Origin of the sequence: Pseudomonas sp. NBRC 111133, from assembly GCF_001320605.1 — a bacterium.
Classification (GTDB): domain Bacteria; phylum Pseudomonadota; class Gammaproteobacteria; order Pseudomonadales; family Pseudomonadaceae; genus Aquipseudomonas; species Aquipseudomonas monteilii.
Map to the genome: position 1 here is coordinate 21204 of NZ_BCBJ01000088.1, position 13405 is coordinate 34608.

The window sequence follows — 13405 nt, forward strand, 5'->3', positions numbered from 1 at the left end:
TATGGCCGCTACAGACCTCAAAGCCAAGCTCCTGGCTCCAGGCTTCAGCCCTACAGGCTCCACCGCCGCCATGAGCGACCCTATCGCTGATACCCCACTCGTGCTGAGCATCGACGAGGTCCTCCCTTGGGAGGACAACCCTCGTACCACCCGTAACCCTCGGTACGATGAACTCAAGGAGTCGATACGCAACCGCGGCCTCGACACCCCCCCGCCTGTAACTCGCCGGCCAGGGGAAGAGAAGTACCGTATTCGCAACGGTGGCAATACTCGCATCTCGATCTTGAAGGAGCTGTTCCAAGAGACCAACGACCCGCTGTACCAGCGCCTCCACGTGCTGTTCCGCCCTTGGGACCAAGCCCGCGGTGAGATCATCATGCTCACCGGCCACTTAGCTGAGGATCTCAAGGGTGAACTCAAGTTCATCGAGCGCGCCGTGGGTGTGGGGAACGCAAAAGCGCTGTATGAATCCGAGAGTGGGGAGGTGATTGGGATTCGAGAACTCTCTCGCCGTCTGACGAAGGACGGATACCCAATCTCTCCTTCTCATATCAGCAGGATGCTAGACACGGTTCAGCACCTGCTCCCTGCCGTACCTGCTCTCCTCTACAATGGTCTCGGCAAGCCACAGATCGAGAAAATACTGTCGTTAAGGAAGTCAGCACTGGCCTGCTGGGACAAGCACTACAGCAATGAAGGCGTCGACTTCGAGATGTTGTTCCAGGACGTCCTTGCCCAGTTCGAAGGCGAGGCAGAAGAGTTCCTGTTCCAGCGTTTCCAGGACGAGCTCATCGGCACGATGAAAAAATCGCTGCTGTTGGGCTATGAGGACATCTTGCTGGAGATCACTCAACAGCAGGACAAGCTTCGTCGCTCGACGCCGGTGGTTGAATTGCCGATCACCAGTTCGACGTCCACTCCACCCGCGCCTGCGCCAGGCACTGGGGCAGGCCCTACCCTTCCGCCATCGCAACAACCATCTGAAGGTACTGGTCGCTCGCAGCGGTCTCCGCATACACCACCCCAGCCAGCAGCCCCAGCGCCGGGAGCCTTGCTCACACCAGAGGAGCAGCAGGAGCGAGTTGCAGGGCACATTGCGTCCCCAGCGAATCTCAGCCAGCGAGTGATCGAGACCAAAGCGAAGGTTGCCGCCCTCAGTGGGGAAACCCTACCCGATTTCAACGCGAACTGTCTGGTCGCCATTCCCGTACAGGCCGGGGGACTGCACCCCATCACAGACCTTTGGTACATCGAGCGGCAGATTGACCAAGCTGCAGAATTGCGCAACCAGGTAGCCCAGCTGGCAGTTGAGATTCTCGAGTCCGTCAACGGCCCAGGCGATATCCAGGCAATCGATGGCGGGATCGGTTTCAAATACAAACAGCCCGACACCGATGTCGAAATCACTGCAACAGCTCAACATACCGTGACGCTGCTTCAGTCATTGAGCGGAGCCATGGCTATCGCTCTGAAAATGCTGAACGAGCAACCAGATCCTGCCAGCGCATTAGGTGAGTTTGAATTTGCAGCCGGGTTAGGACAACTGCTGCTGGGCCAGCCCTTGAGTACTGAACAGTCTCCAGGAGACGACGGCCGTTTGAGCGACGGCGCGCTGGTCAAACTGTTCCGCATCATTCGACTGGCTCGCCGGTTGATCGACTTGGAAATCGAAGAGTTCAAACGGTCCTCGGAAGCCCAGGGCATCTGAACACTCGATGAGATGAATGGGAGGGAGTCTCAATGTCCAAGTCAACACTTAACGAAGCAGTTCTGTCGCAGCTTCTTGACCTGATGCGCAATGGCCAACTCCAGCGCTGTGTGGAGATGGGGGTTGAACCCGAGGTGCTGGGCCAGATCCAGCATCCAACAGTACTCAGCCTGCTCCGCAACACACCGGTCAGTTGGGTCAACGTGTCTATCAACAGCTCGATGATCCTCAAGCTTCTGACCGGGGCTGCTCGCTCAGAAGAGGAAACCCGCCTTATTGAGCGGGCAATCCGCTTGGGTGCCACTACAAGCTTGCTCAACAAGTTCTTCGGGCTCACACCTCAGGAGATCGCCCTTCAGCGTACCGTCATTGGGGTTCGAGCCCCGCGCGGACGTTGGCCCGAGCTTTCCGAGGATCAAGATCATCATATTTGGCACCGCTGGACCAAGTTGATGGGTGAAAACCGAGTGGAGCTCGAGGACAGCCTGGCCATGCTCGACGTTGCCATGCTGGTTGCAGAAGAACTGAGCACAGATGGCTTAACGCTTGCGCAGATCTGGTCTCGTATCACTCAGTGGATCGAACAAGGCCTGTATCCCAGCAGCAAGGAAAAGTCCCGAGTATCTGAACGTCGACAACTCACTCTGCTGGACGAGGGTGGCATACGCCGTGTCGAGGACTGCTGCCCCGCCTCCGCTCACTTTGGAGAAGGCGAACATAGAAAATGAAGCTCGCACGGTTCCCGATTTCCACGCTCCTAGATTCGGCCTCGGGGCAACTCGAGGCCCATGTACAGAAGAAGAGAGCTGAGGACACCGCCCCTACTGCTGCACCTGCTACCCCCTACTCCGGGATCATATTCAGCGGTAATCCGCATGAAACGGTCCCGCGTAAGCTCCTGCTCGACAATCGGCTCACCCCCTTGGAACGTAATTGTTGGCAAGTATTCCGATTACTTGTCAACGAAGATGGCATCACTGCCTTCCCCACCTATGACCAGCTACGGCCATACTTGGGCATGAACCCAGGGAAACATGCCTCTCGAGAAACCGTGGCAAAGGCCCTCACCGTGCTCCGTCTAACTCGTTGGTTGAGCTTGGGTAGGACCGTCCGCAATGAGATCAACGGACAGGTTCAGGGGAATGTCTATCTGCTCCACGACGAGCCAGTAACACCGGCAGAGGCCCTGGAGTTCGACAAGGACTACATGACCTTGCTGATGCAATCCATGGAGCATCAGAACAAAGCGATCAAGGACATCGCAGCGATCACCTGGCGCGAATTCACCAGCGATCCCGACGTGGGCCGACGCCTTCCCTCGCGCATTGACACGATTAGCGATCGGCTGAATGCCCAGACTTGGGCTGTAGAGACCAAGCATAACGCGCTGCCCGCACCTGAGTTCGGAATCCGAACTCAGCAAGATTTAGCCCCGGAAGGACTGAGTTCGGAATCCGAACTCAGTGAGAACTCAGCGAAACAGGGAGATCTTCCCCTCAGTTCGGAATCCGAACTCAGCCTAAAACCGCTGAGTACACCCTCAGTTCGGAATCCGAACTCTGACAGTACGTATACAAATACAGACAAGTCTGTATCTAAAAGCTTTGTACAACCGCGCGAGAGTGCAGGTGTGAATTGGTTGCTTGCCCTGGATCTTCTCAAGCCAGAGGACCGTGTGAAAGCACGAGAGATTATGGGACCTGTACCGGAGCATGTCCGAGAGGCGGTGATCAACCAGTGGAAACATCGATGCACAACTGGGAGCGTGGCCAAGCCACTTGCATACCTGACGACCCTTGCTGGCAAGGCCATCCGGGGCGACTTCAACGCTGAGTGGAATCCTTCAGCGCCCGCCGCAACTCCGACGCCAACGCCTCCACCGGCACGGACGGTTGCACGCCCTGCCCAGTCCCCCGCCCAAAAGCCGGCACCGACAGCAACCTCGATGCAGACAGCGAACTCCGCCCTGACTTCGCTCCAAGCCCTGCTTGACCCACGTCGCCGCGAGGAGTCCACCGATGAGTGAGTGGATGGGGCTTGAGATCACCCTAGGGCTTGGCTCCATCGTTTTGGGCATGCTGGCCGGTCGCCTCAGTACTTGGGTTGCCTGCTGGTTGCCTGCTTTCCTCGAGCAACAATGGCAGCGGGATGCTCGGGAACTACTCGGGCTGGATCTCGATAATCCTTGCGAGCTTCAAACGACCGGATCTCCGGTGCGTGGAACCTGGGCCGCGCAAATCGGCTGCGCTGTCTTGTCGTTAGTGGTGACGGTGCATTATGGGCCAACCATGCAGGCATTCTTTGCCCTGGTGTTCACTTGGTGTCTTCTGGCTTTGAGCTTGATCGACAGTGAACACCATATGCTGCCGGATGCGCTGGTAATACCCATCCTCTGGATCGGTCTCGCACTCAACTCCTTTGGAGTTTTCACGACACTGCACGAGGCACTTTGGGGCTGTGCCATGGGCTATTTGAGCCTTTGGTCAGTTTTCCACCTGGTCAAATTCATTACCGGCATAGAAAGCCTGGGCGCTGGCGACTTCAAGATGCTGGCCCTAATTGGGGCATGGACTGGCTGGCAGGCACTTCCCTGGACAGCAGGTTGTACCCTAGTACTTGCAGCCCTGGCATGTGGATACCTCAAGCTGCAAAAAGCTCTGTCCAGCACCTCAAGAATTCCTTTGGGTCCGTTCCTGGCGATGGCTGGCTGGGCAGGCATGCTGCTGCCACATCAATGGTAGGGCGTGTTGCCACTGGCAACACCATCCACCGATGCCGCCCATCTGAGCGGTGCTCCCGCGGGAAAACAGCCCGCCACTCATCGGCCCGAACAACTTCTCCACTGTTGCCACTGGCAACACTACGCACAGCCAACCAGACACACGGTCTTCACCCGCGTCGACAGTGACCGGCTGTTGCCACTGGCAACACTATGCACAGTCCAACCAACACACGGTCTTCACCGGGGGGGCGACGGTGGCCGACTGTTGCCACTGGCAACACCAAGCAGCGCCGACTGCCAGGCGGTCTTCACCGGCGCCGACGGTTTGCCCACTGTTGCCACTGGCAACACTATGCACAGTCCAACCAACACACGGTCTTCACCGGGGGGGCGACGGTGGCCGACTGTTGCCACTGGCAACACCAAGCAGCGCCGACTGCCAGGCGGTCTTCACCGGCGCCGACGGCTTACCCACTGTTGCCACTGGCAACACTACGCACAGCCCAACCAACACACGGTCTTCTCCCGTGGGCGACGGTGACCGGCTGTTGCCACTGGCAACACCTCATAGTGGTGCAGGCCACATCTCCAAGGCACCGTTAAACCAATGACAAATCCAGCACACCGGGTTCTTCATTTATTACTGCGCCACAAACGGCCCGACAGCAGCATGGACATCGTTCACCCACCTTATATAAGGAAACCATGTCCATGGCTGACAACTATCAGCTCAACATCGGCTCCCTCAGGAGCCAGGTCCAGCTGACTCTCCACACTCACCATGCCGCCCGAATCTGGCTGGGTCGCCAGAAGACCGACGACAAACACAGCATTCTTGGGCTGGCTGGCTTCTGCCTCAAGATCAACCAGATCGATCGCGCCGCAGCGCAAGACGACCCGTACTCCGACTGGTGGATGATCAGGATCGAGGAGAAAATCCAGGAGGTAGATGATGCCCTCAAGGCCATCGACAGCCGCCTTGATGGAGTGATGGCCCAACTCCCCAAAGCACTCGAAATCGGCGAGAACCTCTCCATCCAGCCGCTGAAGCTGCCGCTCTTCATCTCCAACCCGCTGGGCTTCAAGGGCGTCCATCTACTGACTCAGTACGACGAAGTCGTCCGCCGCATCCTGCTGGCTCAGCACGTCGCCATGATCGGTCGCCGCGATGGCGAGATCTGGATCGATGAAGGTGCTCACCTGCTGCGCAGTCTTTTTGGGCTGGCCCAGCTCCATCGCTTCTCCGGCGCATCGCGTGACGACTTCGCCGCCAACAATGCCCGGGCTGAAAACGCGCGCGAAATGTACAAGCGCTACGGCGATATCCCCCAGGACATCCTGGAAGGCACCCGCCGCTCGAACTTCGCCCCGCCCATCCGCCGTGGCTCCGCAGGCCCGGTCGAGGATGTGGATGACGAATTCGAAGGCGAGGCATGACGCTCATGCGATCGGACACCCGACCAATGGAGGCACTGCAACAGAGTGCCTTCAAACCGCTGCAACAGGGTGCCTATCAGGGGCTGCAACAGAGTGCCTCACTAAAAGGCCTTTTAAAGCCCTTTAAAGGTAAGGGGGAGCTGGTCCAGTTGGCGGAGCAGTGCGCATCGCTGGAGGCGGGGCTGCGCACCCTTACCCAGGAAGTACTGGCCCAGGTTCGCCAACATCCATTCGCTCTGCTGCCCGTCAGGCTCATCGAGCAAAACACAGCAGCTGGCACAACCTTTCTTCGCTGGCAAAGCGTGCAAGAGCGGCGCATGGGTGTCGGCGTATGGGCTCAGATGGTTCACGCCCCCAAAACACCAATCCACTTGCTGCAGGACCTGTTTGCCCTGGAGCAACACCGAATCACCCTGAACATGCAGATCAGCCTCATCCACTCCATCGGCAAACAGGCCGCCGAATGCGCAGAAAAGATGGGGCAGGCCGAAGCCGAATATCAGGCTCGACTGCAGCAGGTCATGAACCCACCTCAACACTGAACGGGAGATACACCATGGGTACACCAGTAGTTTGGGAAGGCAACGTTGGTAACGCCGCTGAGCACCGGTCGTTTGCCAACGGCAACAAAGATCCGCGGCACATGCTGCGACTCAATGTGATGTTCGACAACTCGATCCCTGACGGCCAGGGTGGCTACAAGGATCGGGGTGGCTTCTGGGCCAACGTCGAATGGTGGCATCAGGATGCCGAGCGGTTTGCGGCTCTGTTTCAGAAGGGCATGCGCGTGGTGGTGATTGGTCGCGCGATCATGGATAGCTGGACGGATAAACAGAGCGGCGAGGAGGTGTCTGCACTCAAGGTCGAGGCCAGCCGGATCTCGATTCTTCCACACCGAGTCGAACACGTATCTCTGTCTGGCGGCGGTCAGCGTCCGACCAATCAACCGCAGGGTCAGCCACGCGGTCAAGCCGTCGGCGGCCAGGCTCAAAACGTTCCTCAGCCGACCCCCGAAGACATGCGCCACTACAGCGACAGCTTTGACGACGACATTCCCCTGTAGCCCCCCCTTAATTTGGCGCGCCACATCGCGAAGCTCCTGGTGACAAGGACGTCACTTCGAGTTTCCCCTCCCTTCGATGGGGCATCTCCACGGCATTCTAGCCACAGCCTGGCAGGCGATTTTTCAGGCGCCTCTCGTGAAGTCACTGGGGGCAAGGACGGATCGTCGCCACCTCATTCCGCTTCGAGGTATCGCCCCATGCACCACGACTACCCGGAATATCCATCCGTCAAAGCGACTGTAGACGCCTCGCGCTACATGGATGCGGTTCGAGCTCTCAATGGCGTCCGCCAGATCTTTTGCGACGGCGAATCCATCATGCTGCCGGAGGCCGAAGTGGAGGCCATCGAAATGCTTCGCCTCCGGTTCAATGCCACCTTTGAGTATGGGCAGGGCGAGGAGTATGAGTTTGCGACCAAGGCCTGGAATGCAGGAGTGAAAGCTGAGCTCCTTCGACTTGGGCAGGCAGTTTGCGACATCACAGGTCAACACGCTGAGGTGATGGTTCGTGCCGCACTGGATGACCCCAGCGCGACGCTGCTGGCATGGTCGGCACTCTACCGCTCAAGCATGATTCCCCACTAGCTGTGGTACACGGGCATTGGCGTGACAGCTATTTTCAGGCGCGCCACTCGTGAAGTTTCCGGAGACAAGGACGGATCGTCGCAGCCCCGTCCTCTGGACCTGCCGTCTGGTGCCTCGCATTTCTGGCGACAAGGACCTTCTGTTGCGGCCGCAGCTCGTGAAGCTCCTACGACGAGGACGCGAACTCGTAGCCCAAGGGGCGCTGCAAGCAGCGCTTGCCCAGGTCAGGGGCACATTTGAAATGACAGCGCTGGCAAATTACCATTTCCTGAAGGCATCTCCGCTCTACGGCTGCTAACTTGTATCGAAGTGAGGCACAGGGTCGTAAAAAACGCCCTTGTCGGGGAGTTGCTGGTGGCCAGGTCGTTTGAGGCGTGACTCGCCCGGCGTGAACAGGGCGTTGATGAGGAACAATCGATGCAGAACGAAGATGCCCAGGAGCGAAAAGCGGACAGGCGCCAGTTCAATAACCCCCATCCTGCGGTGGAGGCTGCAGGGGTTGAAGCCGCCGAGAAAGGGCTGCCCATATATGCCTGCCCCTACAAGCACCCTGCCATGCTGGCCTCCTGGCTGAAAGGGTACAAGCGCGCCCAGCAGCTCACCCTCAATTTTTGACCCTTCCTCCGTGGGCCTGAGCCGTACCGAATTCCCTCTCTTCCAGTTGACCATTTCACGTTGTGCCGTCCCCGGTCGGCGGCAAGAGTGCTCCCTGATTTATCTGTGCAGGGGCACCCTATGAAACTCATGATCATCGAGGCACCGGGCAAGCTGAAGAAGCTTGGGCCCATGATGAAAAAGATCCGCCCTGGCGAGCACTGGGTGGTGGTGGCATCTGGTGGCCATATCCGTGATCTCCCCCAATCGGGTCAGGACGACACGATGATCACAACCGGCGTCTTGAAAACCCTTCGCCCGGTCTACGAGATCCTGCCCAAGAGTGCCCGCAACGTCAGCACCATTCGCAAAGCGCTCAAGGACGCCACGGAGGTGTACATCGCCACCGACCCGGACCGGGAGGGAGAAAGTATCGCCTGGCACATACAGCAGGCGCTGGGGATCCGCGAGTACAAGCGAGTCACGTTCAATGAGATCACCCAAGCCAGAGTACGGGAGGGCCTGGCCAATGCACGGAGAATCGATGGGCAACTCGTTGCCTCACAAGAGTGCCGGCGAGTGCTGGACCGCCTGGTGGGCTACCTGGTCACGCAGGAGCTTCGCAGAGTCCTGGGCCAACCTACCTCCGCTGGTCGAGTTCAGTCACCTGCCCTCTACCTGGTGGTGTTGCGCGAGCGTGAAATCAGGAACTTCAAGGTGGTCCACCACTTCGGGGTAGAGCTGACCTTCAAGGACGAAACCACCGGTATGGACTGGACTGCCGTATGGCAACCGATCCCCGACTTCGCGAGCAAAGAAAACCCCTATATTCAGGACGGCACACTCGCGGCAAGGGTTGCCGCAACGCGCGCGGTAATTGTCGAGTCATGTGAAGACGGCAAGAAGCGGCGCCCGCCACCCCCACCGTTCATTTCATCCACCCTGCAGCAGGCGGCCAGCGTAGCGCTGAAATGGGACCCGGACAAAACCATGCAGGTCGCGCAGCGCCTGTACGAGCAGGGCGTGATCACCTATCACCGGACGGATAACCCCAACTTGGCCGATGAAGCCATGCCAGATATCCAGGCAGTGGCTCGCAGGCAAGGCCTCGACGTTGTTGACGAGCGCCGGACGTTCAAGGCTGCGGATAGCGCCCAGGAAGGTCACCCCGCAATTGCGCCAACCGCGTGGGAGGATGAAGTCGCAGGCGAGTCTGCTGAAGAGCAAGCGCTGTACAAGCTCATCCGGATCAGGGCGCTGGCCAGCCAGCTCGCAGACGCCATCTACGACGTGCGCATAGCCAAACTGCTGGCCAGGGGGCCGGATCAGAGGCCTCTGCGCTTCGCCGCGACTGGCAGCACTGTCGCCTATCTCGGCTGGATGAAGCTTTTGCAGAAGGACGAGACGGATGAAGAGTCGACCGACATCCCCAAGAATCCGGTGCCGGTGCTCGAACCCAAACAGATCCTCAGCGTGCTTCAGGGTGAGGTGCTCAACCAGAAGACGAAGGCGCCGGCACGCTTCACCAAGGCAAGCCTGATCAAGGAGCTAGAGCGACTTGGGATAGGACGCCCCAGCACGTTTGCATCGATCATCAAGAACATCACCGGAAAAGGCCTGGTCGTTGAGGAGAAGCGCAAATTGGTCCCAGGCCCGTTGGGGGTGAGCACCATCGACCAGTTGGAGGGCCGCTTCAGCTTCGTCGAACTGGCGTTCACCAGCACGCTGGAGAAGGACCTGGACCGAATCGCACGCGGGGAGGAGCAGTACGGGTCGGTGGTCGCCAAGTTCTTTCAGCATCTCCAGTCGGAGCTCGCAGCCCTCCGCCAGGCGCCCACAGTGGCGATGAAGGCGCGTTCGCCTGAAGCTTCATCAGGCACCCAGGGCGGCCATTCCTGCGGCAAGTGCGGGATGCCACTGGCGCGCCGCCAGAAGCGCGGTGATGGGGGTTACGACTTCTGGGGATGCACCGGGTACAAGGTGAACAACTGCCGTGTGAGCTACCCCTCGGTGAGCGGCAAGCCGGATATGTCCAAGCCCAGGGGCATGTAGCCGAAATGCTTCGGGGGCGGTAATCCATTTCTCCTGTAGCCGCTCTCCCCCAGCTGCCAATCTGCTCGCTCTTACGGGTGCGGGCAGGCGCACCTTGAATGATGACGTGTTGACTACTCATCCTCCCGGAGGTGCTTGTGGCTCGTTCCAAGAAAGTCATTGATCGGCTGAAGGCCGAGCAGGCGAACAATCCGAAGATCCCCCATTATGAGTCCCGGCCAGGTGAGTCATGCTGGCCGCTACAACCTGACGACATCAAGACCGCCGGGTACTGGAAGCAGGAACGCAGACGTGTGCCGAAGGGCGCAGAACCAGCTGCGTATGTAATCAGTGGCCAGGGAGGATCACTCCACGGCTCAGTGCTCTTAACCCGTTGGGTCGCGGCCTACCACCTCGACCAAACGGTGCCGATGAAGCCCAAGAGCGCGGACGCCAATTGAAACGACCACGCCTCCTCAACAGCCAGCCAGTGTTGCTCGAAGCCGCCGTGTTCGACGGCTACGACATGGGCATCCTCATGCCCTACATTGAGGGCGCAAACAAGGTCATGTTCGCACGTAGCGGGTTCTTCATTCGCCGCGGCGATCACCCGCTCTGCCGTTATTGGCGCGTGCCCAAGGCCAAGTTCATCGACGAGCTGGACCTGGTGTACCACCAGCTGATCGAGCTGGCCGGTGGCAAGGTCACTGAATCATGGCAGGCATTCCGCCAGAAGATCGAGAGCGCACTGGCCAACCCACGCCGAGACGCTTTCATCTCCGGAATGCTGCTGCGAATTGCTCCGCTAGCCGACGGCGGTGTGCTGCTGTCCGGAGATTATCATCCTGGAGTCGTTGCAGTGGCCCGCCGGATGCGGGGAGTGTTCCTGGGCAAATCCAGCTCGTGGCGAGTCAACGCCACCGCCGAGATCCTGCGCAGCAACCTGGTTCTGGAGCTCGGTCTTGTAGAGGATCAGTTCGAGATCCTGGACGTTGTACAGGAGCTCCTGGGCGATGGCTCTGTTACTCCAGCAGCAGACATTCCGCGCATCAGCCTGGGCGGTGCTCCTCAGGAACCCTCGACAGCCGCCAGCGGTGAGGAGAGCTCCAACGACATCTACCTCGCTGCCGTCTCGCCGATCGAACGCACCAAATTCTCAGATGCCATGATCGCCCAGGCCCTGGTCGGCTATTCCCTGCTCGATCACCAGCCTGCTGGCATCGCTCACCTGCTCCAGCGCACCAGCGCACTGCTGGCTGATGATATGGGCCTCGGCAAGACGCGCCAGGCCATCATCGCGGCGCATATCAGTGCAGCCGGTCGCCCGATCCTGGTGGTGACCCTTTCCTCGTTGCTGATCAACTGGCAGCGCGAAATCTTGGCGGTCTACCCCGACGCGACAGTCGCTGTGCAGAAGCACGACCCGCTGGTCCAATGGATGCTGATCAACTACGAGCGTCTCGGCGATTACGTGCTGCTGGCTGAGCATTACCACGTTCTAGTGGTCGACGAGGCGCACCAGCTGAAGGAGCCCACTGCCGAGCGTACACGCCATGGCTTCGATATCGCAGCCAAGGTGCCGAATCGCTATCTGCTGACAGGCACGCCTGTCCTCAATCGTGAGACGGAGCTGCACACCCTGCTACGTCTATCGGGGCACCCGGTCGGCCAGTTGCCCCTCAGCGATTTCTGCGAACGCTTCGCCGGCAGCCCAGAGTTCCGGCAAAACCTCCGGGCAGAACTGGGCGACTGGATGCTTCGCCGGCGCAAAGACGTTCTGCCCGGGCTCAAGGGTAAGCACCGCCAGTTGCTGCCCGTGGCGATGGGGGTGGAGGAGCGGAAGAAGTACGACAGCATTCGCCTCGAGGACAGGCCCATCTTTGCCAGGCTCGGCGCGCTTCGCCATTACCTGGAACAGGTGAAGGTCAGAGTCGCTATGGACCTGCTGGGCGAGCTGGACCCCGAAGACAAGGTCATCCTGTTCTGCGAGTTCAAACCCACCGTCGCGCGCCTCAAGGAGCTGTGCGATGCAGCCGGTATCGGGAACGTCACCCTGGTCGGCAGTGACTCACTCACCAAGCGCCAGAGGGCGATCGACAAGTTCCAGGGCGACCCCGACTGCCGGGCTTTCATCTGCACCACACAAGCCGCCGGTACCGGCAACAACCTCACGGCCGCCAACTATGTCTTCTTCCTGGGCCTGCCCTGGACACCCGGACAACAGGATCAGGCCGAGGACCGGGCGTACCGGAATGGTCAGCTCAGGACGGTGATCGTGAAGATCCCCCTCGTGGAGAACAGCATCGATCAGCAGCTCTGGCAGATGCTCTTAGCGAAGCGCCAAGTCAGCTTGGAGCTTATCGAGCCGGAAGAGCAGCAGGACGCCTTGGCCAAGGCTATGCTCGCCGCGACCATCAGCCAGTAGATCCGCGTGGGAGATCGACCAGCAAGCGTGCGATCTCCCAGGCCCATCCAAACTCAACGTAGATTGGTGAACCATATTTGTCGCCGGTCTTCCGACAGACCCAGCATTCGCCATCAAAACGCACTCCCCTGATGATCTCGGTAACGTCATAAACATCATCGGGTACGAGCACCCCTTCCCCGCCCAGAATGCCTTGGGCGATCGAATGGTTACCACCGTTGACCCAAGCTATGTTCAACGGCTGCATCAGGGTCACGCTATGGTTTGGATCCTGCACGAACGCGCCGAGCTCACGTCCCTCCCCGATCATGCCGAGGCTATTGAGTATGCTGCTTTCCGACCACAGAGTAGGGATTACCATGTCACTGGCCAACCGGATACTTGAGCTCTGATCCACTGGCCGACGGCAATTCTTCAGCAGAAATGCAGCCCAAGTGCCGTTCTCGGCGTGCCCATCCCACAGCCCACCAAGTGAGCTCATCCAGTGCAGCGACTGAGGGCCCGCATGCCGAGGTCGAAGCAGTGCGTCCCGTAAGTGGATGGCCTGAACGGGCCTGAGCACAATTTTTATGAGGTCTTCCAGGCCGCGCCGATTGTGTTCAGCGCTGAGAGTGTTCGCCCAGTCCATCAGGTGTTCGAAAGCGGCAATTCGACTGTCGAGCATTATCACCTCCGTTGATCTTTTCCAGTCCGAGGTCAGGCCAACCTCGGCGCCCCAAGCGGCTACTCACTTGCGTTCCATCAAGCGCGCCGGAAATTCTAACTCTGTGTGATATTGATTTCCTGCTGCATGAGAATCTGCTGGCTGTCACCGTGCCCTCAATGACTACAGGGGGCCTC

General features: G+C 59.3%; 13 protein-coding genes. 12 read left to right on the plus strand and 1 reads right to left on the minus strand.

Annotated features, from left to right (window positions below; all coding sequences use genetic code 11):
- The first annotated feature begins 1 nt into the window (after position 1).
- The 12 genes from APH36_RS20965 (at position 2) to APH36_RS21025 (ending at position 12565) form a co-directional block, all read left to right on the plus strand.
- A complete protein-coding gene (locus APH36_RS20965; RefSeq protein WP_023660698.1) occupies positions 2–1708 on the plus strand; it encodes a ParB family protein in 1707 nt (568 codons plus the stop codon).
- 32 nt (positions 1709–1740) lie between these two features.
- Positions 1741–2436: a DUF2857 domain-containing protein gene (locus tag APH36_RS20970; protein WP_023660699.1), complete on the plus strand. Its 696-nt coding sequence runs from the start codon at positions 1741–1743 to the stop codon at positions 2434–2436.
- The gene (locus tag APH36_RS20975) at positions 2433–3734 is read left to right on the plus strand and encodes an STY4528 family pathogenicity island replication protein (protein ID WP_023660700.1); all 1302 of its coding nucleotides are present in this window, start codon (positions 2433–2435) and stop codon (positions 3732–3734) included. The genes APH36_RS20970 and APH36_RS20975 overlap by 4 nt, the downstream gene beginning before the upstream one ends.
- Positions 3727–4449, plus strand: a complete 723-nt coding sequence (locus APH36_RS20980; protein WP_055985449.1) for an A24 family peptidase — start codon at positions 3727–3729, stop codon at positions 4447–4449. The genes APH36_RS20975 and APH36_RS20980 overlap by 8 nt, the downstream gene beginning before the upstream one ends.
- Positions 4450–5141: 692 nt before the next feature.
- On the plus strand, positions 5142–5867 hold the full coding sequence (locus tag APH36_RS20985; RefSeq protein ID WP_023660701.1) for a PFL_4669 family integrating conjugative element protein: 726 nt from the start codon (positions 5142–5144) through the stop codon (positions 5865–5867).
- Positions 5864–6409, plus strand: a complete 546-nt coding sequence (locus APH36_RS20990) for a DUF3158 family protein (RefSeq protein WP_023660702.1) — start codon at positions 5864–5866, stop codon at positions 6407–6409. The genes APH36_RS20985 and APH36_RS20990 overlap by 4 nt, the downstream gene beginning before the upstream one ends.
- A gap of 14 nt (positions 6410–6423) precedes the next feature.
- On the plus strand, positions 6424–6930 hold the full coding sequence (locus APH36_RS20995) for a single-stranded DNA-binding protein (protein ID WP_023660703.1): 507 nt from the start codon (positions 6424–6426) through the stop codon (positions 6928–6930).
- Positions 6931–7128: 198 nt separating this feature from the next.
- Positions 7129–7515, plus strand: coding sequence for a hypothetical protein (locus tag APH36_RS21000; protein WP_023660704.1), 387 nt, complete (start codon positions 7129–7131; stop codon positions 7513–7515).
- 417 nt (positions 7516–7932) lie between these two features.
- Positions 7933–8130, plus strand: coding sequence for a CrpP family ICE-associated protein (locus APH36_RS21010; RefSeq protein ID WP_023660706.1), 198 nt, complete (start codon positions 7933–7935; stop codon positions 8128–8130).
- A gap of 120 nt (positions 8131–8250) precedes the next feature.
- Entirely contained in the window at positions 8251–10161 is a 1911-nt protein-coding gene (locus APH36_RS21015) for a DNA topoisomerase (protein WP_023660707.1), read from the plus strand.
- A gap of 137 nt (positions 10162–10298) precedes the next feature.
- Positions 10299–10601, plus strand: coding sequence for a hypothetical protein (locus tag APH36_RS21020; protein WP_023660708.1), 303 nt, complete (start codon positions 10299–10301; stop codon positions 10599–10601).
- Positions 10598–12565 (plus strand): DEAD/DEAH box helicase, encoded by a 1968-nt coding sequence (locus APH36_RS21025; protein WP_023660709.1) that lies wholly within the window; start codon positions 10598–10600, stop codon positions 12563–12565. Before APH36_RS21020 ends, APH36_RS21025 begins: the two co-directional genes overlap by 4 nt.
- Here the strand turns inward: APH36_RS21025 and APH36_RS21030 are convergent.
- The gene (locus APH36_RS21030) at positions 12555–13229 is read right to left on the minus strand and encodes a DUF6710 family protein (protein WP_023660710.1); all 675 of its coding nucleotides are present in this window, start codon (positions 13227–13229) and stop codon (positions 12555–12557) included. The genes APH36_RS21025 and APH36_RS21030 overlap by 11 nt on opposite strands.
- Positions 13230–13405 lie beyond the last annotated feature (176 nt).